General features: G+C 67.5%; 27 protein-coding genes. 11 read left to right on the forward strand and 16 right to left on the reverse strand.

What is annotated here, in order from left to right; translation table 11 throughout:
* Nucleotides 1-10: 10 nt before the first annotated feature.
* Nucleotides 11-1,093 (forward strand): PLP-dependent cysteine synthase family protein, encoded by a 1,083-nt coding sequence (locus tag QNO06_RS02985; protein WP_227913565.1) that lies wholly within the window; start codon nucleotides 11-13, stop codon nucleotides 1,091-1,093.
* Here the strand turns inward: QNO06_RS02985 and QNO06_RS02990 are convergent.
* Both QNO06_RS02990 and QNO06_RS02995 read right to left on the reverse strand, forming a co-directional pair.
* Nucleotides 1,090-1,764 carry a GNAT family N-acetyltransferase gene (locus QNO06_RS02990; protein WP_227913564.1) on the reverse strand — a complete coding sequence of 225 codons (675 nt, stop codon included), beginning with the start codon at nucleotides 1,762-1,764 and terminating at the stop codon, nucleotides 1,090-1,092. The genes QNO06_RS02985 and QNO06_RS02990 overlap by 4 nt on opposite strands.
* A complete protein-coding gene (locus QNO06_RS02995; protein ID WP_227913563.1) occupies nucleotides 1,685-2,287 on the reverse strand; it encodes a GNAT family N-acetyltransferase in 603 nt (200 codons plus the stop codon). The genes QNO06_RS02990 and QNO06_RS02995 overlap by 80 nt, the downstream gene beginning before the upstream one ends.
* A gap of 134 nt (nucleotides 2,288-2,421) precedes the next feature.
* On the opposite strand from QNO06_RS02995, the gene QNO06_RS03000 reads away from it, so the two are divergent.
* The 5 genes from QNO06_RS03000 to QNO06_RS03020 all read left to right on the forward strand — a co-directional run bounded on the left by QNO06_RS03000 (nucleotide 2,422) and on the right by QNO06_RS03020 (nucleotide 8,300).
* A complete protein-coding gene (locus tag QNO06_RS03000) occupies nucleotides 2,422-3,420 on the forward strand; it encodes a patatin-like phospholipase family protein (RefSeq protein WP_227913562.1) in 999 nt (332 codons plus the stop codon).
* A 316-nt stretch (nucleotides 3,421-3,736) separates the two neighbouring features.
* On the forward strand, nucleotides 3,737-4,111 hold the full coding sequence (locus QNO06_RS03005; RefSeq protein ID WP_227913561.1) for a hypothetical protein: 375 nt from the start codon (nucleotides 3,737-3,739) through the stop codon (nucleotides 4,109-4,111).
* Nucleotides 4,111-4,650 carry a hypothetical protein gene (locus QNO06_RS03010; protein WP_284162598.1) on the forward strand — a complete coding sequence of 180 codons (540 nt, stop codon included), beginning with the start codon at nucleotides 4,111-4,113 and terminating at the stop codon, nucleotides 4,648-4,650. Before QNO06_RS03005 ends, QNO06_RS03010 begins: the two co-directional genes overlap by 1 nt.
* A gap of 102 nt (nucleotides 4,651-4,752) precedes the next feature.
* Nucleotides 4,753-5,172: a hypothetical protein gene (locus tag QNO06_RS03015; protein ID WP_227913559.1), complete on the forward strand. Its 420-nt coding sequence runs from the start codon at nucleotides 4,753-4,755 to the stop codon at nucleotides 5,170-5,172.
* 92 nt (nucleotides 5,173-5,264) lie between these two features.
* On the forward strand, nucleotides 5,265-8,300 hold the full coding sequence (locus QNO06_RS03020; RefSeq protein WP_227913558.1) for an alpha-mannosidase: 3,036 nt from the start codon (nucleotides 5,265-5,267) through the stop codon (nucleotides 8,298-8,300).
* Nucleotides 8,301-8,310: 10 nt separating this feature from the next.
* Here QNO06_RS03020 and QNO06_RS03025 read toward each other — a convergent pair whose 3' ends face one another.
* Together QNO06_RS03025 and QNO06_RS03030 are read right to left on the reverse strand one after the other, a co-directional pair.
* Nucleotides 8,311-8,787: a hypothetical protein gene (locus QNO06_RS03025; protein ID WP_227913557.1), complete on the reverse strand. Its 477-nt coding sequence runs from the start codon at nucleotides 8,785-8,787 to the stop codon at nucleotides 8,311-8,313.
* 78 nt (nucleotides 8,788-8,865) lie between these two features.
* Nucleotides 8,866-9,726, reverse strand: a complete 861-nt coding sequence (locus tag QNO06_RS03030) for a DUF1684 domain-containing protein (protein ID WP_227913556.1) — start codon at nucleotides 9,724-9,726, stop codon at nucleotides 8,866-8,868.
* 95 nt (nucleotides 9,727-9,821) lie between these two features.
* Here QNO06_RS03030 and QNO06_RS03035 point away from each other — a divergent pair, with 95 nt between their 5' ends.
* Genes QNO06_RS03035 through budC form a run of 3 tightly spaced genes read left to right on the forward strand, consistent with a single transcriptional unit; the run spans nucleotide 9,822 to nucleotide 12,570 of the window.
* Entirely contained in the window at nucleotides 9,822-10,481 is a 660-nt protein-coding gene (locus QNO06_RS03035; RefSeq protein WP_227913555.1) for a peptidyl-tRNA hydrolase, read from the forward strand.
* 20 nt (nucleotides 10,482-10,501) lie between these two features.
* The gene (locus QNO06_RS03040; protein ID WP_227913554.1) at nucleotides 10,502-11,743 is read left to right on the forward strand and encodes an MFS transporter; all 1,242 of its coding nucleotides are present in this window, start codon (nucleotides 10,502-10,504) and stop codon (nucleotides 11,741-11,743) included.
* 59 nt (nucleotides 11,744-11,802) lie between these two features.
* Nucleotides 11,803-12,570: a meso-2,3-butanediol dehydrogenase gene (gene budC / locus QNO06_RS03045; RefSeq protein ID WP_227913553.1), complete on the forward strand. Its 768-nt coding sequence runs from the start codon at nucleotides 11,803-11,805 to the stop codon at nucleotides 12,568-12,570.
* A 111-nt stretch (nucleotides 12,571-12,681) separates the two neighbouring features.
* Here the strand turns inward: budC and QNO06_RS03050 are convergent, their stop codons facing one another.
* The 7 genes from QNO06_RS03050 to QNO06_RS03080 all read right to left on the reverse strand — a co-directional run bounded on the left by QNO06_RS03050 (nucleotide 12,682) and on the right by QNO06_RS03080 (nucleotide 19,629).
* Nucleotides 12,682-14,244, reverse strand: coding sequence for an HNH endonuclease signature motif containing protein (locus QNO06_RS03050; RefSeq protein WP_227913552.1), 1,563 nt, complete (start codon nucleotides 14,242-14,244; stop codon nucleotides 12,682-12,684).
* Nucleotides 14,245-14,415: 171 nt separating this feature from the next.
* A complete protein-coding gene (locus QNO06_RS03055; protein ID WP_227913551.1) occupies nucleotides 14,416-15,174 on the reverse strand; it encodes an SDR family NAD(P)-dependent oxidoreductase in 759 nt (252 codons plus the stop codon).
* Between the two features lie 94 nt (nucleotides 15,175-15,268).
* Nucleotides 15,269-17,107 carry a Na+/H+ antiporter NhaA gene (nhaA, locus tag QNO06_RS03060; RefSeq protein ID WP_227913550.1) on the reverse strand — a complete coding sequence of 613 codons (1,839 nt, stop codon included), beginning with the start codon at nucleotides 17,105-17,107 and terminating at the stop codon, nucleotides 15,269-15,271.
* An 11-nt stretch (nucleotides 17,108-17,118) separates the two neighbouring features.
* On the reverse strand, nucleotides 17,119-17,928 hold the full coding sequence (locus QNO06_RS03065; RefSeq protein WP_227913549.1) for a tyrosine-protein phosphatase: 810 nt from the start codon (nucleotides 17,926-17,928) through the stop codon (nucleotides 17,119-17,121).
* Between the two features lie 135 nt (nucleotides 17,929-18,063).
* A complete protein-coding gene (locus tag QNO06_RS03070) occupies nucleotides 18,064-18,447 on the reverse strand; it encodes an RNA-binding S4 domain-containing protein (protein WP_227913548.1) in 384 nt (127 codons plus the stop codon).
* 12 nt (nucleotides 18,448-18,459) lie between these two features.
* The gene (locus QNO06_RS03075; RefSeq protein WP_227913547.1) at nucleotides 18,460-19,335 is read right to left on the reverse strand and encodes an HNH endonuclease; all 876 of its coding nucleotides are present in this window, start codon (nucleotides 19,333-19,335) and stop codon (nucleotides 18,460-18,462) included.
* Nucleotides 19,336-19,338: 3 nt separating this feature from the next.
* The gene (locus QNO06_RS03080; protein WP_227913546.1) at nucleotides 19,339-19,629 is read right to left on the reverse strand and encodes a DUF1540 domain-containing protein; all 291 of its coding nucleotides are present in this window, start codon (nucleotides 19,627-19,629) and stop codon (nucleotides 19,339-19,341) included.
* Between the two features lie 230 nt (nucleotides 19,630-19,859).
* Between QNO06_RS03080 and zapE the strand changes: the two genes are divergently transcribed.
* Nucleotides 19,860-20,930 (forward strand): cell division protein ZapE, encoded by a 1,071-nt coding sequence (gene zapE / locus QNO06_RS03085; RefSeq protein WP_227913545.1) that lies wholly within the window; start codon nucleotides 19,860-19,862, stop codon nucleotides 20,928-20,930.
* Nucleotides 20,931-20,950: 20 nt separating this feature from the next.
* Here the strand turns inward: zapE and QNO06_RS03090 are convergent, their stop codons facing one another.
* From QNO06_RS03090 to QNO06_RS03105, 4 genes are all read right to left on the reverse strand, one after another.
* Complete coding sequence (locus tag QNO06_RS03090; RefSeq protein WP_227913544.1) at nucleotides 20,951-21,928, reverse strand: hypothetical protein; 978 nt, start codon at nucleotides 21,926-21,928, stop codon at nucleotides 20,951-20,953.
* A 9-nt stretch (nucleotides 21,929-21,937) separates the two neighbouring features.
* On the reverse strand, nucleotides 21,938-22,321 hold the full coding sequence (locus tag QNO06_RS03095; RefSeq protein WP_227913543.1) for a DoxX family protein: 384 nt from the start codon (nucleotides 22,319-22,321) through the stop codon (nucleotides 21,938-21,940).
* 143 nt (nucleotides 22,322-22,464) lie between these two features.
* The gene (locus tag QNO06_RS03100) at nucleotides 22,465-23,481 is read right to left on the reverse strand and encodes a LacI family DNA-binding transcriptional regulator (RefSeq protein WP_227913542.1); all 1,017 of its coding nucleotides are present in this window, start codon (nucleotides 23,479-23,481) and stop codon (nucleotides 22,465-22,467) included.
* Between the two features lie 35 nt (nucleotides 23,482-23,516).
* Nucleotides 23,517-25,220 carry a glycoside hydrolase family 13 protein gene (locus QNO06_RS03105; protein ID WP_227913541.1) on the reverse strand — a complete coding sequence of 568 codons (1,704 nt, stop codon included), beginning with the start codon at nucleotides 25,218-25,220 and terminating at the stop codon, nucleotides 23,517-23,519.
* 169 nt (nucleotides 25,221-25,389) lie between these two features.
* On the opposite strand from QNO06_RS03105, the gene QNO06_RS03110 reads away from it, so the two are divergent.
* Nucleotides 25,390-25,548 (forward strand): hypothetical protein, encoded by a 159-nt coding sequence (locus tag QNO06_RS03110; RefSeq protein ID WP_442860178.1) that lies wholly within the window; start codon nucleotides 25,390-25,392, stop codon nucleotides 25,546-25,548.
* Here QNO06_RS03110 and QNO06_RS03115 read toward each other — a convergent pair.
* Complete coding sequence (locus tag QNO06_RS03115; protein WP_227913586.1) at nucleotides 25,545-26,522, reverse strand: aldo/keto reductase; 978 nt, start codon at nucleotides 26,520-26,522, stop codon at nucleotides 25,545-25,547. The two genes, QNO06_RS03110 and QNO06_RS03115, sit on opposite strands and share 4 nt — an antisense overlap.
* Between the last annotated feature and the right edge of the window lie 58 nt (nucleotides 26,523-26,580).

Below are 26,580 nucleotides of genomic sequence, written 5' to 3' on the forward strand. Positions count from 1 at the left end.
GGTGGGGAAGGTGAATAGCCATACCAGTCGGGACCGCAGCTGGGCCGAAGACGCCATCCGCCGGATCGAAGCCGAGGCGGCACGTTCCGCCGACACACACCTGTTCCAAATTCCGGTGCCCACGGGCTGGGCGGTCAAGGTGTACCTCAAGGACGAGTCGACGCACCGGACCGGCAGCCTCAAGCACCGGCTGGCCCGGTCCCTGTTCCTCTTTGGACTGGTGAACGGCTGGATCCGGGAAGGCACCACCGTGGTGGAGGCTTCCAGCGGGTCCACGGCCGTATCCGAAGCCTACTTTGCGCAGCTGCTGGGCGTGCCGTTCATCGCCGTGATGACCAGGACCACCAGTGCGGAGAAGATCGCGCTGATCCAGCAGTACGGCGGCAGCTGCCACTTTGTGGACGATCCTTCCGAGGTCTACGCCGCAGCCGAGGACCTTGCCCGCAGCACCGGCGGCCACTATATGGACCAGTTCACCTACGCCGAGCGGGCCACGGATTGGCGCGGCAACAACAACATTGCCGAATCGATCTTTTCCCAGCTGTCGCTGGAGGAGCATCCGGTGCCCGAATGGATTGTGGTGGGCGCTGGCACCGGCGGGACCAGCGCGACCCTGGGCCGGTACATCCGCTACCACCGTTATCCCACCCGGCTGGCGGTGGTGGACCCGGAACGTTCGGCCTTCTTCCCCGCCTGGCAGACCCCCGATGTGCCCGCCGTGGGCGGACCGTCCCGGATCGAGGGGATCGGCCGGCCGCGCCCTGAACCGAGCTTCATTCCGGCCGTGATCGACCACATGATCCAGGTGCCCGACGCCGCCTCCGTGGCCGCTGCAAGGCACCTGCGGAGTGTGGCCGGGCTGCATGCGGGGCCGTCCACGGGCACCAACCTCTGGGGCGTATGGCAGCTCGCCGCCGAGATGGAAGCACAGGGCAAGGCCGGCAGCATCGTGTCGCTGATGTGCGATTCGGGGGACCGCTATGCGGCGTCTTACGGCGACGACGACTGGCTGGCTTCCCGGGGCCTGGATCCGGCTCCCGCAGAGGCCCGGCTGCAGGAACTCTTCGCCACCGGAAAGTGGCCCGCGCCCTAGGGGGAAACTCCGGCGGTGTCCGGGAACGAAGGCGCCGCGGCCTCAAAATCGATCCGCATCACTACCCGCCGCAGGGTGGGATGGCTGACCTCCGTGAACCCAGCGGCATCGAAAACACTGCGGCTGCCTACGAACAGTTCGCCCCAGGCCACCTCCTTTCCCGGCTCGGTCAGCATGGGGTAGCCCTCCAGGGCCCTGGCTCCCCGCTCCCGGGCGAATCCGACGGCACCCCGTGCCAGTGCATAGCTCACCCCCTGACGCCGGTAGCCCGTCCGGGTGACGAAGCAGGTGACGGCCCAGACGCCGTCGTCGGTCTTGTCTTCTGTCCGCCCGCTCCACGGAACCCGCAGCCGTTCCAGCCGGGGATAGGCGGTGCGCGGTTCCACCGCGCACCAGCCAACAGGTTCGGCGTCCAGATACGCCAGCAGCCCGCTGGTTGATCCGGCGTCAGGGCTGCCGCAGTTGGCCTGTTGCCGCAGCCGGTAAGCCCGCTCTTCCTGCGGCATGGCCCGCCACTGCTCCCGGCTGGCCTTGAACCACTGGCACTGGCAGCGGTGCGGGTCCCCGCGCCCGGCGAAGACGGCCTGCAGATCAGCCGGGGAGCCCTGGTTGGCGGGCCGGACTGTCAGTGTCCCGCCGTTCGGGCTCACCGTTCCGATTGTGCGGGACATTGTGGTCCTCCTGCTCGGTGCCGGTTTCCTTGGGGTTCGCGGTGAGGTGGTGCTTGAACCCGATGTGTGTGGGCTCGAAGCCAAGGCTTCGGTAAAACCGGTGCGCGTCTTCGCGCCTGAGATTGGAAGTGAGCTGGGCCAGTCCGGCACCGTTTTGCCGCCCTTGGACAAGGGCCCAGTCCATCAGCGCGGCTCCCAGACCGCGTGACCGGAGATCGGCGCGAACATGCACCGCCTCCACCTGCAGCCGGGTTACGGCTCCGGCCGCCAGGCACGGGAGCAGAGTCAGCTGGGCAGTGGCCGCAATGGTTCCGGCGCCGTCCTCAACGACGGCGAGGAAATGGGCGGGGTCCGCATCGATGGCTTCGAAGGTGCGCCGGTAGGTGTCCAGATCGGGGTGCGGTGCTTCCGGCGACCCGAGCGCGTCTGCCTCCAATAGCGCCGCGATCGGCCCGACGTCGGCCCGACAGGCCCGGCGCACGCGGAAGGACCCGGCCAGCAGCGGGGCAGGATGGATTTGCATGCCCGCAGTCTGCCACACCCGTCCCGCAGTGCCGGAGAGCAGGTGCCGGAAACGGCCCGCTCCATTGACCGGCTATGCCGGGGCGGGCAGGGTTAATGGGACCGGACCACCGCTGCCGCCGTCAGGAGCCGTTTATGCTTCGTATTCTTTCGATTGACGGTGGTGGCATCCGCGGCATCATTCCAATCACCTGGCTGATGGCGCTGGAGGAACAGACCGGACGGCGGACGGCTGACCTCTTTGACCTGGTGGTGGGCACCTCGGCCGGCGGCATGGCTGCCCTCGCGCTGGTCTCGCCGCGGAACGGAGGAACGCCGTACAGCGCCGACGAGGTGCGGCAGTTGAATCTGGACAGCGCCGAGGAAATTTTCCCCCAGGATCCCGGAGATCCGCACGCCGGAGATCCGCAGGCCGGTGCCCCTCAAACCGCGGACCAGTATGCCGGTGCCCCGCGCTACGCTGCTGAACCCCTGCAGCATTATCTGGGGGAGGCACTTGGTGATGAGCCCCTGTCCCGGGCGGTCCGGCCGGTAGCAGTGACCACCTGCGACCTCGCCCGCACCGAAGCCCTGTACTTTGCCGGCGGCGGGCTGGAACCCTCTGTCCTGGGCGACGCATCCATGGCGCTGGCGGCCCAGGCAACGGCGTCGCTGCCCCGGTACTTCCCGGCGGTGCCCTACACCGATCCGGAGGGGACGGCCCGGCAACTGGCAGACGGCGGGCTGGCTGCTGATGATCCCGCACTGCTGGGATATTCGCTGGGTTCGGTATTGCCGCAGGCTGTGGACGGCGTCCTGCTGGTCTCCCTGGGCACCGGGACCAGCACCGGGACCCGTAACGCGGGGCTGCGGCTGGGCGCGGAACAGACCCAGCAGACCCCCGAACTGCAGGTCCTGGAAAAAGACCTGGCCATGGTGTTGAGCGGGCCCGGACAATTGGCCCGGGATTGCCTGCAGCTGATCCTGGGCGACAGGTATGTCCGGATCCAGACAGACCTGCTGCCAGCGGCCAGCAATGCGTCCGACGATGCCAGCCAAGACAACTTGGAGGGCCTGATAGCGACCGCCGAGAAGATGGTGCAGGACACGTCCGCGGACCTGGACCGGCTGGCCCGGCAGCTTCCGGAGGGGTGAGGGCCTTGGCGGCGGAAGTAATCAGCGGAAGAATTATGGGAAAAGTGCTGTTGTGCAGCGCCCTGTATCGGCAACTCTTCCCGATCCGGCGATGAGAGAGGCAGCTGTGGGCGAAAACTTGAGGCGGGTCCGTCGAATAGTGCATGTGCAGTTCGGGACCGGGCAACCCGCAGACAATTACACCCAAACCTGCGACCGGCTTGACGCGGCGATTGCCGCCACGGCGGCGAGTCAGGAGGTGCTTCGGAACCAGGCCCGGGCGGCATGGGAGGTGGTGCGGCACTACGGTGCCGTTACGCGGTCCTATGAAACCCGCATGAAAAGCCTGGAAGCCGTCATAGCCGAGGAGCATCTGGCCGGCGGCCAGGCTGTCAGCCTCGCCCAAACCGCGCACCGCATGTATGACCTCGCGGTGCGCATCGAAGCCACGGCTCGTCACCACTTTGACGTTGTCCGTACCAAGGAATCCCGTGTGGAGGAATTGATGCACAAGCTAACAAGTTCCAAAGCCCAGCTGAAGCTGGCCCAGACTGCGGAGAACCACCGGAACCGGCTGCGTCTGCTGGAAGCAGGGGCCGAACAGGATCCCCTGATCCACAGCCGAAGCAGATATGACCGGGAGCTGCACGAAGCTGCGCGGCTCGCCCACGAAGCCGAGGCGCTGGCGGGGCTGAAGGGCGGCTGGTCATGATGCCCGCACAGACCAGTCCGGTTTTGGTCCCCATACCGCTCAGCCCGCGGCGGAGCCATTCGCTGCGCACGGTCGCCGGACTGAGCATGGCCGCCATGCTGTTCCTCTTCCTGGGCGGCGGGGACCTGGTGACGGTGCTTATCGGGTTCGGCTTCATCCTCCACCCGGTGCAGGCAGCCACCGACAAGCTGGTCCGCTGGCCCCGCCAGGACCGCACCGACGCCGAGTCCCTGACCCGTGTAGTCCGCGAATACTTCTACAACGCACCCGCCGTCGATACCCGGGGCGTGCGGGAGCTGGCGGCAACACGGCAGCTGCAGATTAACGACGACGGCGGCGGGCAGCTGCGCATCGCCCTCACCGGCCGGCGGAAGCCAACTCCTGCAGGCAGCCGGCCTGAGGCCCGGCTGTCCTACCGGTGCGGGGACGTGGGCTTGGCGGACTTCGACCGCCTGCTGCAGAACGCCGAACGTGATCCGTCGGTGCGCCGTGCCACGGACCGGATGCGGCGCCCGGAACCCGGCCGGGCCGCGTCCTGACAGCACACGGGTGGCTACACCCGCTGCCGGGGTTGCCGGGCTGCCTGAGTCTCGGCCGGCGCCCCGGCAACGGACCCCCGTTCCGGCTGGGATCATGGAGGTATGCAAACTCTCAGCCTCCAGGACGCCATCAGCCTCGCCGAACGGGCAGCCGCTGTGGCCGAAGACCATATTCCCTACGGTTCCGGGCTGGGTGCTCCGACGTCGTTTACGCTGGCCTGGCTTCTGGCGCGCAGCGGCATGGAAGGCATCCGGGTAGCCAGCGGCAGCTCGGGGATGGGGGACCATTTCTGGGTGGAAACCGGGCAGTGGCGGATTGATCCGACCCTGCGCCAGTTCGCGCAGCTGAACCACAAACCCCTGGTGGAGCCGGTGGAAGAACCCGGCAATTTCGCGGCGACCAAGTATTACGCGGTCCCGTCCACCCGGCAGGAAGCGGTGCGTGAGGTCTCCTACGGATTCCGCAACGCCGCCGAGACCGAAGACTTCGTGCGCGAGATGGAAGCGGCCATCGCCCTGTAAGGGGCCCCGCAGCCTCCCGGGCATAGCTCAAACGGCACCGGATGTACTAGCCTCGGGCGGACCCACTGCCGGGAGTAGCCAAGGGGCACTGCATGCACGAGAACCGTGAGCTGGTCGAGGCCCGAATCAACCGCTTCCTGCGTGAACGTCTGCCGGGCCGGGTATGGCGGGAGCGGCAGGCGGCGGCGCTCGCGGTCTGGGAGGCGCCGGGGGAACCGGTGCCGTTCTCCCTGGCGGTGGGCCGGGACTACCGGCCCTTCAGCACCGGTTCGCCGTGGGGCGCACCGTGGGGGACCACCTGGTTCCGGGTGTCCGGTACCGTGCCGGAAGGCTGGGAACCGGGCAACGGAAACCGGGCAGAGCTGTTGATCGACCTGGGGTTCCCCGGGGGTGGTCCCGGATTCGGGGCCGAGGCGCTGGTCTACACGCCGGACGGCGGCATTGTGAAGGCGGTGGAGCCGAGGAACATGTTTGTTCCCCTGCCCCAGGCACCCGGCGAGGCCTTTGAGTTTTACGTGGAGGCGGCGTCGAACCCGAATGTCGCCGCAGGGTTCACCTTCGCCCCTACGCCGCTGGGAGACCGGAACACCGCGGGGGAGGCGCCGCTGTATGTGTTCCGGTCCGCCGATGTTGCCCTGTTCGATGCCGGCGTGTGGAACTTGGTCCGGGACTTCTGGACGCTCAACGGGCTGATGCACGAACTGCCCATGGACCTGCCGCGTCGGTATGAGATCCTGCGGGCCCTGGAACGGGCAGTGACTGCCGTGGACCCTGCGGATGTACCAGGTACTGCTGCGGCCGGGCGGCAGCAGTTGGCGCCCGTGTTGTTCTCACCCGCCTATGCCGGTGCGCACCGGGTATACGCCGTCGGGCACGCCCACATTGACTCGGCCTGGCTGTGGCCGGTGCGCGAAACCGTCCGGAAGGTGGCCCGGACGTTCGCCAACGTGCTGGAGTTGATGGACACCGAACCGGAGTTCGTTTTCACGGCGTCCTCCGCCCAGCAGTACGCCTGGCTGCAGGAGCACTACCCGGAGCTGTTCGCCCGGGTGGCGGAACGGGTGCGTGAAGGCAGGTTTGTTCCGACCGGCGGGATGTGGGTGGAATCGGACACCAACATGCCCTCCGGGGAATCCCTGGCCCGCCAGTTCGTGGCCGGAAAACGGTTCTTCCGGGAGCAGCTGGGGGTGGAGCCGGAAGTGGTGTGGTTGCCGGATTCCTTCGGCTACTCAGCCGCGCTGCCCCAGATCGCGCGGGCTGCGGGAGCACGCTGGTTCTTGACCCAGAAGATCTCCTGGAACGAAACCAACACCATGCCGCACTCGACCTTCCGCTGGGAAGGCATCGACGGCACGCAGCTGTTTACCCACTTCCCGCCAGTGGACACGTACAACTCTGAGCTGTCCGGGCAGGACCTGGCACGGGCGCAGCGGCAGTTCGCGGAGAAGGGGTTCGCCAACAGTTCGCTGGTGCCCTTCGGCTGGGGTGACGGCGGCGGCGGACCCACCAGGGAAATGCTCGCCGCCGCGCACCGGACGCAGTCCCTGGAAGGATCCCCGACTGTCCGGCTCGCTACTCCCGAACAGTTCTTCGCGGCGGCCGCGGCAGAACTGGCGGACCCGCCGGTGTGGTCCGGTGAGCTGTACCTGGAGTTCCACCGCGGCACCTACACCAGCCAGGCCAACACCAAAAAAGGAAACCGCCGCAGCGAGGCCCTGCTGCACGAGGCCGAACTGTGGTCCGCTGCCGCCACGCTCCGTGCCGGTGCCGCCTATCCCTACCGGGAGCTGGAACTGGCCTGGCAGACGGTGCTGCTGCAGCAGTTCCACGACATCCTGCCCGGCACCTCCATCGCATGGGTCCATCAGGAGGCGGAGCGGAACTATGTCCGGGTGGCCGCGGAACTGGAAGTGCTGATCGGCAACGCGGCGCAGGCGCTGCTGGGGGAGGGCGCTGAATCGGCGGTGTTGAATGCGGGGCCGTATCCGCTGGAGGGGACGCCGGCGTCGGGCGCGGGACCGGTGCCGGGTCCGGGGATGGGGACGTGGGAACCGTCCGGCGGCGGCTGGCGCATCAGCAGCGGCCGGCTGCGGCTGCAGGTCACTGCCGACGGATTGTTCAGTTCCCTGATCGAGTCCGGCTCCGGCCGGGAGGCGTTCCCGGCCGGCCGGCCCGGGAACCTGTTCCAGCTCTTCCGCGACACTCCCAACCAATGGGATGCGTGGGACTTGGACGCGCACTACCGCTTCAGCAGTACGGATTTGATGCAGCCCGAGGCCATGGTGCCGGAAGCAGGCGGACGGGTGCTGCGGATTGAACGCTCCTTCGGGCACACCCGGATCACCGAACGGGTGTCGCTGAGCCCGGACGGTTCAGCGGTGGACCTGGACCTGGAGGTGGACTGGCACGAGCGGCAAAAACTGCTCAAGCTGGCCTTCCCGCTGGACGTGCACGCCGACCGGGCGGCGTCGGAAATCCAGTTCGGCCATATCTTCCGGCCCACCCATGCCAACACCTCCTGGGATGCGGCCCGGTTTGAAACCGTGGCGCACCGGTGGATCCATGTGGGCGAGCCGGGCTTCGGCGTCGCCGTGGCCAACGATTCAACCTATGGACATGACACTTTCCGCGAGGTGGTGGACGGGCGGCCCTGCACCATGGTGCGGGTGTCCCTGCTCCGAGCACCGCTGTTTCCGGATCCGGACACCGACCAGGGGTTGCACCGGTTCCGGTATTCGCTTCGGCCCGCCTCCGGGATTCCTGATGCCGTGGCGGAGGGCTACAGGCTGAACCTGCCGCTGCGCACCGTGACCGGAACGGCCCGGACCCACCTGGCACCGCTGATCAGGGTCAGCAGTCCTGCGGTGGTGGTGGAAACGGTGAAGCTGGCCGAGGACCGCAGCGGGGACGTGGTGGTGCGGCTCTACGAAGCGCACGGCAGCCGGGCGGAGGCCCAGCTGCGCACTGACTTCCCATACATGGCGGTCGAGGCCACCGACCTGCTGGAACGTACGGTCGAATCGGATGTGCTGGGCGGGGAGGTATCCGGGGCGGTCTCCGGAGCTGCCGGACCGGTGCTGCGGCTGCGGCCCTTTGAACTGGTCACACTGCGTTTCCGCCGGGCCTGACACCGGGGTTCTACTTTGAGATGTTCTCTTCCGCCACCCTCAGCAGCTGTTCCTCGTTCTCCCGCACGTCGACAGGGCGTTTGCCGGACAGCTGCCGGTTGGGGGTATAAAACCACAGGGCAATCTGCTCGTCCGGCCAGCCGGCGTAGCGTCCCATCCGGATGACATCCTTGACTGCAGGGATGACCCGCCCGCCGGCAGGCTCGAACTGGAACCCCGGATACAGGAAATGCCCGCCGCGCTGGACGGCCAGTATCCGGCCCTTGCCGGTGAGCTGGCGCGCCATGGCGTTCTGTCCGCCGCCGAACCCCAGCCGCTGGGCTATCTGCGAGATGGTGAACAGCCCGCCGTCCCGTTCCATGACCTGCCACTGTTTCTCCGCGTCGCGGTCAGCAGCAGTGGCCTTTTCGGCGCCGCGTTTCGCCGCCGGAGCAGAGCCGGCGGGGGCCTTCTCGGAGCTGTGCCGCTGGGGCTGACGATCGCTCATGCGGCCAACGCTACCGCCGCAGCGGAGACAGGGGCAGGGGTGGTGCCCACTTTGGGCCCTGCAACCACCACAGGCAGGTTAGACGGCGTCCGGGCGCTTCTCGCCGGCTTCCACGGCTGCACCAATCCGGTTGCCGTCGACGGGCATGGGGCAGGTGCCGAATTCAGTGAAGGCGCTGGGATAGTTCACGGCGAAGTTGAAGTCCAGGACTACGGTGCCTCCCGCCGCTGTGCCTGCCCCGGTTCCGGTTCCGGCTTCAGCCCCGGGTGCAGGTGCGGGGAACGTCAGGCTGCGCCACCCGGCCGTTGATCTGCCGTTGGTCTTGTCGTGGAAGGTCAGGTTGAGGGTGCCCGGACCGGCGGCGCTGACCTGCAACCGGTGTTCGGCTGCATCCCCTGGCAGGAACAAGAGAACCTCGCCCACGGAACGCTGTACCCCCGGAACTTCCGGATGGGCCGTCCGGATGGGCACTTCCACAGGCTGGCGGTAGGGTTCGAACCGGCCGGAAAGAACCCACTCCGGCGCGTATTCGTAGACGGGCACGCCGCTAAAAGACGTCCGCACGGGCGAGGCAGCGTCACGGGGACGCAGCGCATACCGTCCGGCCCTGCGGGCAAGTTCAACCACAACCTGCCCGCCGCTTCCGGCCCCGAATCCGACCCAGTTCAGTGATTCCTCGTCCGCCAACGACGCCGTCAGCCGGCCCTGTGCCGGTTCACCAGAGGCCAGCACCCGCAGGCCGTCAGCGGCAGCGGCTGCCAGCACCGCGCCGTCGTCGGACCCGGACCAGAGCCCGGGCAGGCCGTCGAACTTGGCGGGGTGCTCCGGCAGCCAGTAAAAACCGGACAGGCTGAGCCATCCGTGCTCCTCTGCCAGGGTCGCATTGCGCCGTTCGCGGAAGCGGAGCCACTCAGTGCGGGCTGTGTCGTCAATGCTCATGGAACCAGTATCCCCAGATCCGTCCGTTTCCCCGGAATGCAGCGCTGCAACCCGGTTGTCCGCCTCCCCGCCGGCGGTCATGGAAAACTGGAGTTATGCAGCCGTTCGACAAAGTCCAGCCCATTGTCCTGCTTGTGGACAAAACCGACCCCGCAGCGCACCGTGACGCCGTGGCGGCAGCCGCTGTCGCCAGCGTTCGCGCGTACGCCGCCACCGGGGACAGCGAGGCCTGGGAGAATTGGCTCTACGGCCGGTTCACGAAAACCGTGCGCCGTGCCAATCCCACCACCTTTGCCCGCTTGGCCGCTGCCGCGCCGTCGGGCGCTGTCACCGTGGGCCGGGCGCAGGCCATTGCCTTTGAACCGGTCACTTACGAACAGATGCCCAAGGACCTGGCCAAGCTGCAGGTCTCGGGCACACAGCTGCCCGACGACGAACCGGTGCCCTGGCCGCGGTCCGCGCCGGTGATCGTCCTCAACGCGGACCTTGAGATGTCCACGGGGAAGGCTTCAGCCCAGGCCGCCCACGCCCTGCTGTCCTGGTTCCTGCAGCTGCCGTTCGCCGAGCAACTGGCCTGGCATGAGGCCGGCGAGCCCGCCGGCGTCCGCTTCACTGCAGGGGAACGGTTCGCTGCACTGGCCGGAAGCGACGGAACCGGTCCGCTGATTGTCGACGCCGGAATGACCGAAATCGCTCCCGACACCGCCACGGCTTTTGTTGTAATCGCCGCGGACGAACCCGCACCGCGCCCCTAGGGCGTGGTAGAAAGTTTCGAATGAGCCAGACGCGGAAGACCCCTGCAGGACACGGAACCCGGCCTTCCCTTCCCCTCTTGCTGACAGCGCTGGCCGTCATCCTGGTGGCGGTGAACCTGCGGCCCGGTGCTTCGTCCGTGGGGCCGGTGCTGGCAGAACTGCAGGCCGGGCTGGGGATCGGTGCCACCGCAGCGGGAGTGCTTACTGCGCTGCCCGGGTTGACCTTCGCCGTAGTCGGGGCGCTCGCAGTCGCGATTTCCCGCAAAGCAGGCATCAACGGGTCCATCCTCCTTGCTCTGGCCGCCATCGCTGCCGGGCTGCTGCTCCGGTCCCTGGTGAATTCCGCTGCCCTGTTCCTGCTGCTGACGGTGCTGGCTTTCGCCGGCATGGCGGTGGGCAACATCCTGGTTCCGGCGTTCATCAAGCGCCACGGAGGGGCGCGGCTGGCCCTGATGAACTCGATCTACGGAACCACCCTGGCTTTGGGAGCAACCCTGCCGCTGCTGCTCGGCGGGGTGCTGGCCGGAGGGGATCCCAACGGCTGGCGGCTGAGCCTGGGTATCTGGGGTGCAGCGGCCCTGGTGGCCTTTGTCCCGTGGACCCTTGTCGCGGTTAAAACCGGCCGCGACGTGGTGGCGGGAGAACAGCGGCAACGCAGGGAAATGAAGATGCGTTCCTCCCGCACCGCCGTCGCGCTGAGCATTTTCTTCGGGGTGCAGTCCATGCACGCCTACGTGCAATTCGGCTGGGCGGCGCAGATTTACCGCGATGCGGGCCTCGAGCAGGGGCAGGCGGGGTTGATGGCGGCCATCATCGCAGCACTCGGCATTCCCGGCGGGCTGATCATGCCGGCGCTCGTGGCCCGCTCCTCCCGGCTGCGGTTCTACATTGCGGGCCTGGGCGTTCTAATGCTGGCCGGGTACACGGGACTGCTGCTGGCACCGGCCACCCTGCCCTGGCTGTGGGCGCTGTGCCTGGGGCTGGCCGGGTTTGCCTTCCCGACCGCCCTGGCCCTGATCACTGCCCGTTCGCGGGAGCCTCGCACCACCGCCCGGCTTTCGGGCTTCATCCAGCCCGTGGGGTACCTCCTGGCCGCTTTGGGGCCGTTCGCCATTGGCGCGCTGCACGATGTTTCGGGCAGTTGGACCCTGCCGTTGGCGATCCTGCTGGGCTCAGCCGTGGTGATGGTGGGCGCGGGCATCCGGGCCGCTGCACCGGTCTATGTGGACGACGAACTGGAGACGGCCCAAAAAGCCCGGTGATAGGTTCGTAAGGACTGGCACTACCGCTGGCACCTGCTTATTGAGAGGAAGGCTTGCACATGGACAACCGTTTTGAGGGCAAGGTCGTAATTGTCACCGGCGCCGGATCGGGCATTGGCGAGGCTACGGCCCGCGGGTTCGCCGCCGAAGGAGCTACCGTGGTCATGACCGACACAGTCGCCGAAAAAATCAATGAAACCCTGGCCGATCTGCCGGGCGGCCGGGCCACCGCCGTCGTCGCCGATTCGGGCAACTGGGACGATGTCCGCAAGCTGGTTGAAGACACCGTCGCCGCGCACGGGCACCTGGACATCCTCGTGAATAACGCCGGTACGCTCTCCCAAGGGCCGGTGGAGGAGACCGACGTCGAGGAATGGCACCGGGTGCTGGACACCGACCTTTCCGGAGTGTTCTACGGCACCAAGGCGGCCATGCCTCACCTGATCGAAAGCCGCGGCTGCATTGTGAACACGTCATCCGTTTCCGGTATGGCCGCGGACTGGAACATGAGCGCCTACAACGCTGCGAAGGGCGGGGTCACCAACTTCACCCGCGCAGTGGCACTGGACCACGGCAAGGACGGGGTACGCGTGAATGCCGTGGCTCCCGGGCTGATCTGGACCGATCTGGTGGAGGACAAGAAGGACGACGAGGAGCAGAAGGCCAAGTTCGCGGAACGGATTGCCCTGGGCCGCATCGGGCAGCCCGATGAAGTGGCCGACGCGATCCTGTTCCTGGCCTCCGATGCCGCTCGCTTCATCACTGGGGCGATCCTTCCCGTGGACGGCGGCACGACCGCCAGCAACGGACAGCCGCCGCAGGCCTAGGGAGTTTTGGCTGGGGATTTTGGCTGGGGTTTTGGCGGCGAGCTTTGCTGGGGGGAGCCGGGCCGGCTCGCAAATTACATCCCACTGCGGCGCTCGCTGACGGTGCTCTGCTCAGAACGGCGGAACTGTTTCCCCTAAGCGGTCCGGTACAGGGCGTGGTGGCGCCAGTTCCAGAAACGGTTCGGTTCGGTAGACCCGTCCGCTCGGTGAGGTCCACTCCACCACGCCCGGTTCCGGTTGCCGGGCCTTCCAGAATCCCAGGGTTTTGAACCGGTGGTGCCGCCGGCACAGATGGGCCAGGTTTCCGTGGTCGGTGGGACCTCCGGCCGCCCAATCCGTAGTGTGGTCAATTTCCGAGAGTGCAGTGCTGACCCGGCAGCCGGGGAACCGGCAGGTCCCATCCCGGGCACGCAGCCAGCGGGCCAGCCCGGCCGGGACTTTCCGCCGCCTGCCTACGCCCAGAATTTCCCCGGTGTCCGGGTCCTGGACGAGGCCGGTCCAGCGGGTCGCGTTGCGGGCGAGCCGGCGGGCTGCTTCGGCACTGATGGGCCCGTAGCCGTGCAGTTCGGCTGGGTCTTCGTTGGCGCCGAACAGGGTTTCGGCGTTGATCAGGACCATGATTTCCGCCCGTGGCAATACACCCGATTTATCCGCGTCCTCGTCAGCGATGGCTTTCTCCGGCCCGCTGCCTGCTGCGCGGCCAGCAGCACGACCACCACCGGCAGCGTCGGGTCCTGTGCCCGATCCGCGGCGTGCACTCCCGTCATTGAACCGGGCAGAACCAAGACCGCCCATAAGCAACTGGGCCAGAATGTCCGAGCGCAGCTGGTCCGTGGTCGGGGAATCCCCATCAGACTGTTCACCACGGGCCGCACTGCTCAGCGCGGTGTAGATCTGTTGTGCTTCCGCGGCACGAAGATGCGCGGACAGGCAGGACATCCCGTCTTCTTCGCGGTCCACAGTGACCCGGCGCTTCTCGAACGCACTCTGGTGCCGAACGGGAATGGTTTGCGGGTACTTCGTCTCCCGCAGCCGGCGGGCCTTGGCGGAAAGCTGGGACCGGGTCTGACCTGCGGCCTTCAACAGGGCAGCTTCAAACTCCGGCAGCTCGGCGGCAGGAACACTTTCGCACTGGTCCAGCACCACCTGGGCATGCCCGTAGCTGAGGCGCCCGTCCTGCAGTGCGTCCAGCGTGGCGGTATGGGCGCCAGATAGGAGGCCGGCTTCGAACATCAGCCGCTGCGCGGTGCCGTGCGGTATCTGCAGGAGGGCGGCACACTCCGCTGCGGCAAGGGTGAACGCCATCCCGGGTTCCACCCGGCCGGTCGCGCCGGCGTAATCCTCCCGGAAAATGGTTTCCATCCGGTTCAGCATCCGGGTTCGCTGCGCCTCCGCCCACGCGATCAGGTGTGCGACCCGGACCAGGACTTCACCGGTGGCCTGGTCGTCGAAGGATTCGAGGTTCTGCAGAGCCAGGGTTCCACTGAAACCATCCGGAAATCCCGAGGCAGCACTGGTCTGGTCGGCGGCAGTGCCGGCACCCGGGTCCGCCCGAAACACCGCTAATGTGCGATCCGTGTCCGACGCATCCTTGGTACCAGCCCGCCCCTCGGCGGTCCGGCGTGCAGCCTCTGGCTCTTCGGTTATCCGTTCGGTGTTCCCGAGCTGATCCATGCCTCAAGAATTTCACTAGGCACTGACATTTCCGCGCCCAAAACAGGGCCACAATGACTCCTGGGAAAAGTCCAAATACCCGACTTTCGAACGCGACTACCTAGGTCCGGAAGGCACCCCGGAAGGCACCCCGGAAGGCGCCGCTCAATACGCCCCAGAGACCCCCACCGGTCACCGCAGGTAGGACGCACCGTTCACATCGATGATGGTGCCACTGGTCCACACCGGCGCCTCGGTCGCCAGCCACGCCACGGTGGCCGCGACTTCCTCCGGCTCGGCCACGCGGTTGAACGGACTCTGCGCCCGGATCGCCACACCGCTCTCTCCCTCCAAAGCGGGCCGGCCCATCCGGGTATCCACAAAACCCGGAGCGACGGCGGCGGCGAAGACGCCGTGCGGAGCCAGGGACAGGGCCAGGGACTGGGTGAGCGCGTGCAGTCCGGCCTTGCTGGCCGCATAGGCGGGATTCTCGGGTTCCCCGCGGAACGCCCCGCGCGAGCCCACATTGACCAGCCGGCCGCCGTCGGGCCCCTGCGGACGGGACATCAGGTGGTCGGCCATCAGCCTGCACAGGTTCGCCGGTGCTACCAGGTTCACGTCCAGGGTTTGCCGCCAGGCCTGCTGCCAGTCGGTATAGGACCCGGACGTCACCGGCTGCGCCCGGAACACCCCGGCATTGTTGACCAGCACATCCAACCCGCCCAGGGTCCCCACTGCTTCAGCGAAAACGCGTTCGCATTCCTCCGGCGAGGACAGATCGCCGACGACGACGGCGTGCCCGGTCCCGGGAAGGGCGGCAGCCACCCGGCGGGCCGCCTCGCCGTCGTGACCCGTATGCAGCGCAACTGTGCAGCCGGCCTCCGCGAGGGCCGCTGCGATTGCGGCGCCGATGCCCCGACCCGCTCCGGTGACCAAAATCTTCTTTTCCATGGCTACAGAGCCTACCCGGCTGACCGACTGCACCGGGTCTGACCGACTGCACCGGGGCTTGCCGGCTGCGCCGGGGCTAGCCGGCTGCGCCGGGTCAGGACGGGGAAGGCCGGGACGCTTCCAATGCCGCAATGAGGGTGGCGGCGTCATAGGGCCCGTGATGCCGGCGGGTGCCGACAAAAAACGTGGGTGTGCCGTTCAGGTCCATGGACTCGGCGTCGAGGGCATCATCCAAAACCCGGTTGCTGACCTCGGCGGAGCGCTGGTCCGCCTCGAAGCGTTCCATGTCGAGTCCCACCTCTTCCGCAGCGCGCAGCAGGTCTTCGGGCAGCAGGTCATCCTGGTGCTCAAAGAGGTAGGAGCTGTAGGAACGGAATTGTCCCTGCAGAGCGGCTGCCTCGGCCGCTTCCGCAGCTGCCACGGCATTCGGATGGACGCGGGAGAGCGGGAAATGCCGCCACACGTAGCGCAGCTGGGGTCCGAAGTGCTCCCGTACTTCCATGATGGTGCCGGTGGCCTTGCTGCAGAACGGGCATTCATAGTCTCCGTACTCCACCAGCGTAAGCGGGGCGTCCGGCGGGCCCACCACATGGTCCCGGGACGGATTCACCGGACGCGCCAAGACCTGTCCCGGCGGAACCGCGGGGCGCCGCCGCTCCAGGACTCCGAAGACCGCCGCCCCTGCGGCGAAAGCGAGGACGGACGCGGCCAGAACAGCGACGCGTGCCTCGTTCTGCACGCCGGGATCGGGGATGGCCAGCCCGATGATGAACAGGGCAATGGTGAAGCCGATGCCGGAAAGCGCTGCCCCGCCGGCAATCCGGCCCAGAGTCAGCCCGGGACCGAATTCCCCAATCCGCAGCCGCTTCAGTACCGCCGAGGCCCCGAAAATGCCAATAAACTTCCCCAGTACCAGGCCGCACACAATGCCCCACGCCAGCGGCGACTGCGCTGCCCGCAGCAGGGACTGCCCATCCAGCCGGACCCCCGCGTTGGCAAGGGCGAAAAGCGGAAGAATCGCATAGTCCACATAGGGGGTATATGCGCTGTGCAGACGTTCATTAATGGAAATCGATTCCCGCAGGCTGGACGCGGCAGCACGGGCATAGCCGGAGTTGGGCGACTGGCGGAAAACGCGGGCGAGGTCCAATGCGTGTTCCACCTGGTGCCGGCCGGGTGCAAACACCGGAACCAGCAGGGCGATGCCGACGCCGGCGAGGGTCGGGTGCACGCCCGAAGCGTAGAAGGCCAGCCAGGTAAGTACCGCCAGGACGGCATAGGCGGGACCGCGGCCCCGGGGCAGGTACCGGGTGCAGAAGACGGCGCCCAATCCGGCGAAGGCCAGGATCAGGGCCAGGGGATTCAAGTGATCGGTGTAGACCACAGCGATGACGCTCAGGGCGGCGACGTCGTCCACCACCGCCAGGGTCAGCAGGAAGATCCGCAGCCGGCCGGGAACTTTGGGGCCCACTATGGCCAGGGCGCCCAGCAGGAAGGCAGTGTCCGTGGAAATGACCACACCCCAAGCTCCGGCGTTGTCCGTCCCCATGGTTAAGAGCAGGAAAATCACTGCCGGTACCGCCAAACCCGCGGCCGCGGCCACCACCGGGACCACGGCCCGGGACCGGTTGGTCAGTTCTCCCAGGGCAAATTCCCGGCGCACCTCCAACCCGACGACGAAAAAGAAAACGGCCATCAAAACATCGTTGACCAGTTCGCGCAGGGTCAGTTCGAGGTCCATTCCGCCGGCGCGCACCTCTACGGTAGCCGCCCAGAACTTCTCGTAGGAGCCGGCTAGTGATGGGCTCACCCATACTCCGTTTGCCCACAGCACCGCTGCGAGCGTGGCCAGCAGCAACAGGGCAGCAGGCCGTTTGGGGCCCGTGCTGACCCTCCCGGGGGCAGAGGCAATGCGCTGCGGGCGGGCGGACACCGGAAGGCCCCCTACACCTGGGCCGGCACCGGCTGCACCAGCCGGCTGCGAAGTTTGCCCACCAACTCCGAGGTCAGTCCGCCGGCACGCAGCACCGCCATCGCCCCGGCCCCGCCGGCGCCACCGGCCCCGCCAGCCCCGGCTGCAGCACCGGCCCGTCCGGCCAGCGTGTCCAGCATGGCCCGCATAGCTGCGGGATGCGCGGCAAGCACCGGGTGGTCCATCGGAATATCCAGGCCGCCGCTGAGGTCTTTCAACCCCATCCGCCGGTATACCTCGGGCAACCGTTCCTGCGTCTTGGCGTAGTCCTGGGTAATGGCCTCCGGATCCGCTCCCAGCGCTGAAAGCAGCGCCGCGGCGAACAGGCCGGTGCGGTCTTTGCCGGCAGCACAATGGAAAAGCACGGCGCCCGGGGAATCGGCCACGGCTTCGAGTCCGCGCACCAGGCTTTCCTTCTGGGCGGTGAAGATCTTCGCGTACCAGCGGCCCACATGCTCAGGGGTGCGGACGGAGGCCAGGAGGTCTCCGGCCCGCTCGGTCGGAGCACCCATGGCATCAGTCAGGGGCAGGGCCAGATACTCCACACCGTGATTGGCGGACGGACCGCGCCCGGTCCGCTGTGCTTCCTCGGGGGAGCGGAGATCGATGACGGTGCGCAGGCCTGCCTCCACCAGCTCGGCGACCTGCTCCGGCGTGGTGGTGGCGACGTCGTCGGCGCGCAGGACCAAGCCGGGCCGGACCTGTCCGCCCGCTACCGCGATGCCACCCAAATCGCGCAGGTTCGCAAGCCGGGACGGGGGAGGAGTTGGTGCTTGCGGCATACCTGGGTTCCTTCTGCTGGATGTGGTCCGCAGCGGTGCCGGCAGCGTCCCGGAGAACAGTTGGGCACCATCTTAGGCACGCAAATGCTCGTGTGCGGCTGCCCCCGCTGTGAGCTGTGACACCGCCGCAGCAGGTTAGCTGCCGCCGCGCAGCCGGTTCAGTTCGCGGCGGTCCTTTTTGGTGGGCCGGCCGGCGCCCCGGTCCCGCACCGGAATGCCGAGCGCGGGGGCTGCTGGACGGGCCGGCGTGTGGTCGGTGAAGCAGTGCGACGCCGCCTCGGCGCCCACGCGTTTGCTGATCAGCTGGCGTACTTCCAGGATCCGTTCGAAACCGGGCTGGCGCACACGGATGGTGTCGCCGGGCTGTACCGGCTGCGCGGCCTTGGCCGGGTTGCCGTTCAGCCGGACGTGCCCGGCACGGCAGGCGGCATTGGCCGCGGACCGCGTTTTGTAGGCACGCACGGCCCACAGCCAGGCGTCCACGCGGACGGATTTGGAGGTGCTCGCTGGAATGCTCATGGATTTTCGAGTCTAGCGAAATCCGCGCAGCCGGTCAGCGTCTTCCTGCGCCTGCAGCTGGCGTGCACTGACAACGCGGCCGACGACGGCGGTTCCCGGGCCGGTCCCTGCGTCTTCTCCTGAAGCAGCCAGCAGTCCGCGCACTTCGGCCGGGGTCAACGGGTCCGGCACCCGGGTGTGGGCCACGGCGTGGCAGGTGGGGCACAGCGGCACCAGATCGCTCACCGGATCCAGGCGGTAGTCCTCGGCGAGATCCGGACCCGGAACCAGGAGGTGCACCTGAATCACGCCGGCACCTGCTGCGCCGTACCGGCTGGCGGGGTCCAGTCCGCAGGCAGCGCAGGCATCACCGTGGAAAGCCAGGCACACCCGCCGCGCCTCGGCGTCCTGCTCAAACCGGTTCACGTGCTGCTGCCGCAGCCACTGGCCGCCAACGGACCCCGGGCCGGGAACCACCGGGTCCGGCTGGGGGCCGATGAATTCGGACCAGATGCGCCGCAGGGCCGGAACCGCGGCGTCGGGAAGTGCGCTCAGGCCGGCCCGTCCAGCCCAAGGCAGCCCGGGCATCCGCTGAAGGAGGAGGGCGATGGGCAACTGCTCGCCCAAGGGGAGCAAGAGATCGAAATCCACCTCAAGGGTGGTGCCCCCGGAAGCAAGGGGGCCGGGCACGGTGCCGTGGCCAACCAACCCGCGCGGGCCGCGCAGGTCGCTGCCGCGCTGCAGCAGCCAGACCTCGGTCCCCGCGGGAACCGGAACCCGGTTCCGGGCGGCCACGCCAAACCGCCGCTGCACCTTTCCGCCGCCGGCCAGAGCGGCCACGGCCGGGGCGAAACCGCCGGGCCAGGGCTCGGGCAGCTCAACGTTGGAGGCGAGAAGAACTGAGGGCATCGGTTACCGGGGCTGGTAGGTCAGGCAGTCCGCCAGTTCGGCGCCCGGCCCTACCCGTACGTCGTGGGCGTCGCACATCAAGTGGTCGTTGAACCTGCACTCGTTGCGCTGGCAGGCGCCCACCTGGGCCAGGACCTTGGGCAGGCCGCCGGTGGCCGAGGTATCAATGAAAGTGGAGCAGCTGGCATGCTCCCGCGATCCGCCCACGGTGATGGCATAAGCCGTACAGCCCTCATGGTTGAAGTCGCAGTTGGTGACGGAGCAGTCTTGGACATTGGCAACATGGTCGGTCATGATTCCTCCATAGCGGGGCTAGTCCGCTTGCAGCAATGGTTATTCGTTCCGTGCCGGACTCCGACCGTACCACCGCCCGGTTGGAATAATTAGGCCGAATTTCCTGCACCTATTTGTGCCGGTTTGTGCCGGTTTGCAGCCTTGTTAGGCGGCCCGGTTATGCCGCGCGCAGCCGGCCGGACAGCCGGTACGCATTTTGTGCCGGACTGCCGGTTGGGTAGAACGGAAGCATGTGTACCGTCCAGGCTGACAATGCCGCTGAGGAATTCCGCCGGGCCGCCGGCATGCAGGGCATGGACCTGGACCGGGGACAGCTGGCCGCCCTGCCCGCCCTCGTGAGCGCCGCCGCTGCAGCGCGTTCGCCCGAACCGGCCGCCGGGAACGCCTCCGTCTATCTGTGGGGGCCGCCGGGCCGGGGCAAGACGTGGCTGCTGGACACCCTGTTCGAGTCGGTGGACATCCAGGCCAAACGCCGCCTGCACTTCCACGATTTCTTCCGCGAACTGCACGCCCGCGTTTTCGCCGGCTACGGCAACCCGGGCTACCGGCGCGAGTCAGCGTTCGCCGCTGCACTGGACCAGATGCTGGGCACCGTGCGTCTGCTGTGCTTCGACGAGTTCCACGTCAATGATCCGGCCGATGCCGCCTTCATCACCCGGATGCTGCGCATGGTGCTGGATCGGGGGATAGTCCTGGTGGCCACGTCCAACTACGCCCCTGCCGAGCTGCTGCCCGATCCGATGTTCCATCACCTCTTCGAACCGGGAATCGCACTGATCACCGGGAATATTCAGGTAGTGGCGCTGGATGCAGGTGTGGATTACCGGACCGTGCCTACCGCCGGAACAACCGCCCGGAACACCAACGGGTTCGCCGCGGGGCATCACCTGCGCCGGTGCGCTCCGGCCCTGCTGGCCCGCGCCGGGCTGTCACTGCCGGGGCCGGGGGAAGCGGCGCAGCTTACCCCGGGTACCCGGACGCTGCAGGCTCTGCGCGATGACGGGACGCAGCTTTGGTTCGACTTCGAGGACCTCTGCCACGCCCAGTCCGCCACCTCGGATTATCTGCAGCTCGCCTCCACCCGGCGGCACTGGGTGATTTGCGGCGTGCCGGAAACCGGCGGTTCCAGCCCCTACGGCTGGCAGCGCTTCGGCAATGTGGTGGACGTGCTGTACGACGCCGGGTGCCGGCTGGATGTGATCGGCCTGCCGGATTATGACGGCGTGTTCCCCGGGACGGGCCATCCCACCGACCTGGCCCGGATCCGCAGCCGGTTCGGCATGCTCCGGCCGGTCCCGTAGGGCGCTTTCATTCTCCGTACCTATTTCCCGGCGTCGGCTGCGTCCCGGGCATCGGCGAGCTTCTGGCGGGCTTTTTCCACGGAGCGGCGGGCAGAGCGGGCCGCCCGCCGGGCAGTGTCCCGTTCGCGTTCCAGCCGCCCGGCCTGCCGGTCTGCTGCCGAGACCTCCCGTTCGAGCTCCCGGATCCGTTCGCGCAGGTCATCGATTTCATCCGTCAGCCGGTCGCGGCGGCCGGCTGCTTCATCTACTTCCTGCTGGGCGGTGTCGAACGCCTCCTGCGCTGTCCGTTCGTCGCCTTCGGCGTCCTGCAGTTCGGACTGCAGCTTCCGGACCAACCGTTCGGCCGCGGCCCGGCGGCGGCTGTCGGCGGCAGAATCTTTCCCGGCGCCCTTCGCCGGGCTTGGAGCTGTCCCGCTGGTGGCTGCGGTACGGTCCCCGGACCCGCTCCGGGCGGGCCGCACCGAGTCCGGATCCGCTACTGCGCCGTCGAGGTCCACTTCTTCCCAGCCGCTGGCAGCAAGGGAGCGGACCAGCTGTCCGCTGGCAACGGCGTCGGCGGCCGCTGAATCAGTCATTGCGGCCCAAAGGGTCTGCTCCGCCTCGCCGGCGAGGGCCTCGCTGACGGGATGGCCCAGGTCCGCGGCCAGGTCCCGGGCCGATCGGACGATGGCACGCAGCAGCCGCTGGCGTTCGGTGCTCAGCCGGCGCAGCTGCTTCTGGTCCAGGTCCTCCTGCGCTTCCCGCAGGGCAGCACCGAGGTCAAGCACCGCCGCGAGGTCATCCTGCTTCCGGTCCGCCAGCAGGTTCACGAGCCAGGCTGCGGTGGACGGTTTAGGCAGGGCCTTGATGCGTTTGGCCAGGTCCTTGTCTCCGTTCCGTCCGGCATCGGCGGCGCGGGCGTTGCGGGCGGCGGTGAACTCGGAGGGCAGGAGCGCGTAGAGGTCCGCCACCACGCGGGCAAGGGGCGGATTTTCGGGTTGTTTGAAAGCGGCAGCCACTCGAGGCTCCTACATGCCCAGGGCGGAGAAGGCACCGAACCTGCCCAGTGCAACCACCAGCGAGAGGGCCATCAGGATGGCCGCCAAGGCAATGCGGTTACGCTCTCCGCGGCGGACATGGACCACTATGGCCAATGCCATCATCAGCGCCAGGCAGGACGCAGCAACGGGGGTCAGCACAGGCAGCCACCCGGTTGCCTCCGGCAGCACCAACCCGGCGGCGCCCAGAACCTCGAGGAGCCCAATGAGCTTCACGGTGCCGGCGGGAAAGTCCTCCGGCCAGCGAAGATTGTCCACAAGCCGGGCATGCCGCTGGGACAGCTTCATGAATCCGACCCCGGCAAAAAGCAGTGCCAACACCAGCTGGATGAGCCATAAGACCAAAGACAGCATGCGTATCCAGACGTCTTTCTGTAACAGGGCGCGGGAAAAGGAGGCAGTGGACCAATCTCAACCTAAGCATGGCCGTCCCCGCGGGATCTCTGCAATAACGGGCGTGGCGCAATAACCAATGTGACACGCGTCCGCCGGATCGTTCAGGCGCGCAACCTGCCGGGAACAGCTGTGCTGGAACGGACCACGAACTCGGTGGGGAAAAACCCGAAATCGTCCACCGGCTCGTTGCGCATCAGCGCCAGGACGGCGGCCACAGCAGCAGCCCCCTGCCCCTCGGGGCTCTGCGAGATGGTGGTCAGACCGAAGACTTCGCCCATGTCGTGGCCGTCAATCCCAATCACGGAGAGGTCTTCCGGCACCCGAAGCCCCAGGTCCCGGGCGGCCAGGATGGCGCCGACGGCAATCTCGTCAGCGGCGCAGAAAATTGCCGTTGGGCGGACGTCTGGCCGGGCCAGCAGGGCTTTGGCGGCCCGGAAACCACCGGCCACAGAGAATTCAGCGCTGGCCACCCAGCCCGGCTCGGGCGTGAGGCCGGCATCGCGCATGGCTCCTTCGTACCCGGTGCGCCGGGTTCCGCCAAGCTGGAAGTCCCGCTCCAGTTCCTCACCGCCGCCGATATGGGCAATCCTCGTGTGTCCAAGGGAAATCAGGTGCCCGGTGGCCAGGGCCGAAATGCCTACCTCGTCCACACGGATGGCCGCGGTGCCCGGGAGCGGACCGCCAATGGCCACAATGGGCTTGTCCACCGCCCGCAGCTGGGCCAGCTCTTCATCGGTGAGCCGCAGGGCAACGGTGATTACCGCGTCCAGCCGTTTTCGCCGCAGCATCTCCTTGAGCACGCTTTCCCGGTGCCCCGGGCCGTCCCCGGTGTTGTACAGCGTCAGGTCGTAGCCCGCCTCAATCAGGGCCGACGCCGCGCCCTCCAGCACCTTGGCAAAGTACCAGCGCCCCACGCCGGGCATCACCACTCCCACATTCCGCGTCCGGCCCGAGGCAAGGGAGGAAGCGTTGTAGGAGATGACGAATCCCAGCTCCTCAGCTGCCGCAAGCACCCTCCGGCGGGTGCTTGCGGAGACCGCGCCGTTGCCGCTGAGCGCGCGGGACACCGTGGCTGCGGAGACGCCGGCGTGGGCTGCGACGTCTTTGATTCCTGGCACGGGTGTTCCTCCGGAGCGATTGCGGGTGCGGTTGGCTAGCTTAGCCGAACCCAGGCGCTGTGGTTGGGCAGCAGGTAACCGTCCATGACGGCGCCGTTGATGCTGCACGCCACCAGCTCTCCGTCGGGCAGCGGCACAGGGTCGCTGCCCATGTTCATCAGGGCCGCGGTGCCGCCGTTGACGAAGGCCAGGACGGACTCCGGATCGTACCCGGGGTACCAGGCCAGCGAACCGTTGCCCAGGTCCAGGCTGCGGCGCAGTTCCAGTGCGGTCCGGTAGAGGTTGAGCGTGGAATCGGGATCGGCCTGCTGGACGCCGCGGGCCAGGGCATTCCACCCCTCAGGCTGGGGCAGCCAGGCCTGGCCGGCGTCGCTGAATCCCAGTGCCGGGGCGTCCGGCGTCCAGGGCAGCGGCACCCGGCAGCCGTCCCGGCCCAGGCGTGCGCCTTCCGTGCGGTGGAAGGTGGGGTCCTGGCGGTATTCATCCGGCAGTGTGGTGTGGTCCGGCAAACCCAGTTCTTCGCCCTGATACAGATACACGCCGCCGGGCAGGCCCAGCATCAGCAGGGTTGCCGCGCGGGCCCTGGAGATGCCCAGGCCGTAGTCCGGCTGCGGATCCGATGATCCAATTCCGTCGCCCGGCCGTTCCTGATGGGTGGTGATGCCGAACCGGCTGGCATGCCGGACAACGTCGTGGTTGGAGAGCACCCAGGTGGTAGGGGCGCCTACCTTGTCGAAGGCGCGCAGCGAGGATTCAATGACGTGGCGCACTGCCGGGGCATGCCAGGGGTGGTGCAGGTAGGCGAAATTGAAGGTCTGGTGCATTTCGTCCGGCCGAACCCAGTCGGTCAGCCGGTCGAGCGGGTCGATGGTCGCTTCGGCGCACAGCACCCGGTCTCCGTCGTAGGAGTCAAGGATTTTCCGCCAGGACCGGTAAATGTCATGGATGCCGGGCTGTCCAAACATGGGGGCCTCGGCTCCGGGGTAGCCCTCGGAGGAGGACCCGTCGGCGCGGCCGCCCCAGTCGGGCAGCCCTGATTTCTTGATCAGGGCGTGGGCCACGTCCACGCGGAAGCCGCCGACGCCGCGATCCAGCCAGAAGCGCAGGGTCTGCTCGAATTCCGCGTGCACTGCCGGAGAGTCCCAGTTGAAATCCGGCTGGGAGGAGTCAAAGAGGTGCAGGTACCACTGACCGGGGGTGCCGTCGGGTTCGGTGACGCGGGTCCAGGCGGGGCCGCCGAAGTGGGACTGCCAGTTGTTGGGCGGGTTGTTTCCGTGCTCTCCGGTGCCGTCGCGGAAAACAAACATGTCCCGGTCGGGGGAGCCGGGGCCGGCGGCCAGGGCGGCTTGGAAGAGGGTGTGCTGGTCGGAGCAGTGGTTGGGGACCAGGTCCACGATGACGCGGATGCCGTGCCGGCCGGCTTCGGCGACGAGGGCGTCAAAATCCTCCAGGGTGCCGAACATGGGATCCACGGACCGGTAGTCGGCGACGTCGTAGCCGGCGTCTTTTTGGGGCGACCGGTAGAAGGGGGACAGCCAGACGGCGTCGATGTCCAGTTCTGCCAGTGTTCCGAGTTCTGCGGTGATGCCCTGCAGGTCTCCGATCCCATCACCGTTCAGGTCCCGGAACGAGCGGGGGTAGATCTGGTAGATCACCGAAGAGCGCCACCATTCACGGTCCGCAGGGGCGGGATGTACAAGGGCCAGGGCCGAAGAATCATGAAGTACAGAACTGAGCATGCCCACATCCTAGGGTGTGTTCCGGCAGAAAATGCAAACGCTTCCATTGCGTTTCGCTGCAGCGCGCGTTTGCCCTCTTTTGAACCGCAATACCGGGGTTTTTGAGGCATGCAACAGTAAGCAAGCTGATCCACTTCAACGGCACAGCGCAAGTCGGTGGACGGATTGAGTGCACACGCTTACACTGACGTGTGTCGGGGCCAGCCACATCCAGGTGTTCTTCACGATCATCCTGCGCCTGGCCACGCCTATCCCGGCCATCGTGGGTCTGCTGTCCTTCATTACCTCCACCGACGGGTTCCTGATCGCTGGGTCCGTCAAGGGCTAGAGAACCGCCACCGGGCGGGGTACATAGTCCTCTTCCAGCCGGCGGAACTCCTCGTCGGTGAGCTGCAGGCCCAGGGCCGCTGCGTCGTCGTCGAGCTGTGCCGCGTCCGTGGCGCCGACCAGCGGCGCCGTGACCGCCGGGTTGCCCAGCACCCAGGCCAGCGCCACCCGGGCGCGGCTTACCCCGCGGCCGGCGGCCACTTCACCCACGGCGTCGGCAACCCGGCGGTCAACCTCTTCGTTTCCGGCGTAGAACTGGTTGCCGGGTTCGTCGAAGTCCAGCCGCGCGGTCCGTGCTCCCCAAGGGCGGGCGAGGCGGCCGCGGGCCAGGGGGGAGTACGGGAGCACCCCCATCCCCTGGTCCCGGCACAGCGGGTGCATTTCCCGCTCTTCCTCGCGGTAGAAGAGGTTGTAGTGGTCCTGCATGGTGATGAACTGCGCCCAGCCGTGCTGTTTCTGCAGGAACAGTGCCTTGGTGAACTGCCAGGCATACATGGTGGATGCCCCCAGGTACCGCACCTTGCCGGCGGTCACGAGTTCATCCAGGGTGGCCAGGGTTTCTTCCAACGGCGTGCTCCCGTCCCAGCGGTGCACCTGATAGAGGTCGATGTAGTCGGTGCCCAGCCGCCGGAGGCTGGCGTCGACCTGCCAGAGGATGTGCTTGCGGGACAACCCCCATCCGTTGGGTCCGGGCCCCATCTCGCCGTGCACCTTGGTGGCCAGCACCACCTCGTCGCGACGGCAGTATTCGGCGACGGCGGCGCCCAGGACTTCCTCGCTGTGCCCGGCCGAATACACATTGGCAGTATCGAAGAAGTTGATCCCCAGTTCCACCGCGCGCCGGATCAGCGGCCTGGCGCTTTCCTCCCGCAGCGTCCACCGGTGGGTGCCGCGGTCGGGGTCGCCGTAAGCCATGCAGCCCAGGCCGATGGCCGATACCGTGGCTCCGGAATTTCCGAGTTTGACGTACCGCATTGAGTTCATCGAAGGCCTCCGAGCCGGTTGGATATCCGCTCCCATTCGAGTTTCGTAT

Origin of the sequence: Arthrobacter sp. zg-Y20, from assembly GCF_030142075.1 — a bacterium.
GTDB lineage: Bacteria > Actinomycetota > Actinomycetes > Actinomycetales > Micrococcaceae > Arthrobacter_B.

What these genes read in the sequence shown, in the direction of transcription:
- QNO06_RS03050 (WP_227913552.1), bottom strand. Translation starts at nt 14,244, where the DNA reads ATGGATCAGCTCGGGAACACCGAACGGATAACCGAAGAGCCAGAGGCT.
- QNO06_RS03065 (WP_227913549.1), bottom strand. Translation starts at nt 17,928, where the DNA reads ATGCCGCAAGCACCAACTCCTCCCCCGTCCCGGCTTGCGAACCTGCGC.
- QNO06_RS03010 (WP_284162598.1), top strand. Translation starts at nt 4,111, where the DNA reads ATGCCCGCACAGACCAGTCCGGTTTTGGTCCCCATACCGCTCAGCCCG.
- QNO06_RS03095 (WP_227913543.1), bottom strand. Translation starts at nt 22,321, where the DNA reads ATGCTGTCTTTGGTCTTATGGCTCATCCAGCTGGTGTTGGCACTGCTT.
- QNO06_RS03105 (WP_227913541.1), bottom strand. Translation starts at nt 25,220, where the DNA reads ATGCTCAGTTCTGTACTTCATGATTCTTCGGCCCTGGCCCTTGTACAT.
- QNO06_RS03025 (WP_227913557.1), bottom strand. Translation starts at nt 8,787, where the DNA reads ATGAGCGATCGTCAGCCCCAGCGGCACAGCTCCGAGAAGGCCCCCGCC.
- QNO06_RS03075 (WP_227913547.1), bottom strand. Translation starts at nt 19,335, where the DNA reads ATGCCCTCAGTTCTTCTCGCCTCCAACGTTGAGCTGCCCGAGCCCTGG.
- QNO06_RS03070 (WP_227913548.1), bottom strand. Translation starts at nt 18,447, where the DNA reads ATGAGCATTCCAGCGAGCACCTCCAAATCCGTCCGCGTGGACGCCTGG.
- QNO06_RS03030 (WP_227913556.1), bottom strand. Translation starts at nt 9,726, where the DNA reads ATGAGCATTGACGACACAGCCCGCACTGAGTGGCTCCGCTTCCGCGAA.
- QNO06_RS03040 (WP_227913554.1), top strand. Translation starts at nt 10,502, where the DNA reads ATGAGCCAGACGCGGAAGACCCCTGCAGGACACGGAACCCGGCCTTCC.
- QNO06_RS03080 (WP_227913546.1), bottom strand. Translation starts at nt 19,629, where the DNA reads ATGACCGACCATGTTGCCAATGTCCAAGACTGCTCCGTCACCAACTGC.
- QNO06_RS03035 (WP_227913555.1), top strand. Translation starts at nt 9,822, where the DNA reads ATGCAGCCGTTCGACAAAGTCCAGCCCATTGTCCTGCTTGTGGACAAA.
- QNO06_RS03015 (WP_227913559.1), top strand. Translation starts at nt 4,753, where the DNA reads ATGCAAACTCTCAGCCTCCAGGACGCCATCAGCCTCGCCGAACGGGCA.
- QNO06_RS03055 (WP_227913551.1), bottom strand. Translation starts at nt 15,174, where the DNA reads ATGGAAAAGAAGATTTTGGTCACCGGAGCGGGTCGGGGCATCGGCGCC.
- QNO06_RS03000 (WP_227913562.1), top strand. Translation starts at nt 2,422, where the DNA reads ATGCTTCGTATTCTTTCGATTGACGGTGGTGGCATCCGCGGCATCATT.
- QNO06_RS03005 (WP_227913561.1), top strand. Translation starts at nt 3,737, where the DNA reads ATGAAAAGCCTGGAAGCCGTCATAGCCGAGGAGCATCTGGCCGGCGGC.
- QNO06_RS02995 (WP_227913563.1), bottom strand. Translation starts at nt 2,287, where the DNA reads ATGCAAATCCATCCTGCCCCGCTGCTGGCCGGGTCCTTCCGCGTGCGC.
- QNO06_RS03115 (WP_227913586.1), bottom strand. Translation starts at nt 26,522, where the DNA reads ATGCGGTACGTCAAACTCGGAAATTCCGGAGCCACGGTATCGGCCATC.
- QNO06_RS03020 (WP_227913558.1), top strand. Translation starts at nt 5,265, where the DNA reads ATGCACGAGAACCGTGAGCTGGTCGAGGCCCGAATCAACCGCTTCCTG.
- QNO06_RS02990 (WP_227913564.1), bottom strand. Translation starts at nt 1,764, where the DNA reads ATGTCCCGCACAATCGGAACGGTGAGCCCGAACGGCGGGACACTGACA.
- zapE (WP_227913545.1), top strand. Translation starts at nt 19,860, where the DNA reads ATGTGTACCGTCCAGGCTGACAATGCCGCTGAGGAATTCCGCCGGGCC.
- budC (WP_227913553.1), top strand. Translation starts at nt 11,803, where the DNA reads ATGGACAACCGTTTTGAGGGCAAGGTCGTAATTGTCACCGGCGCCGGA.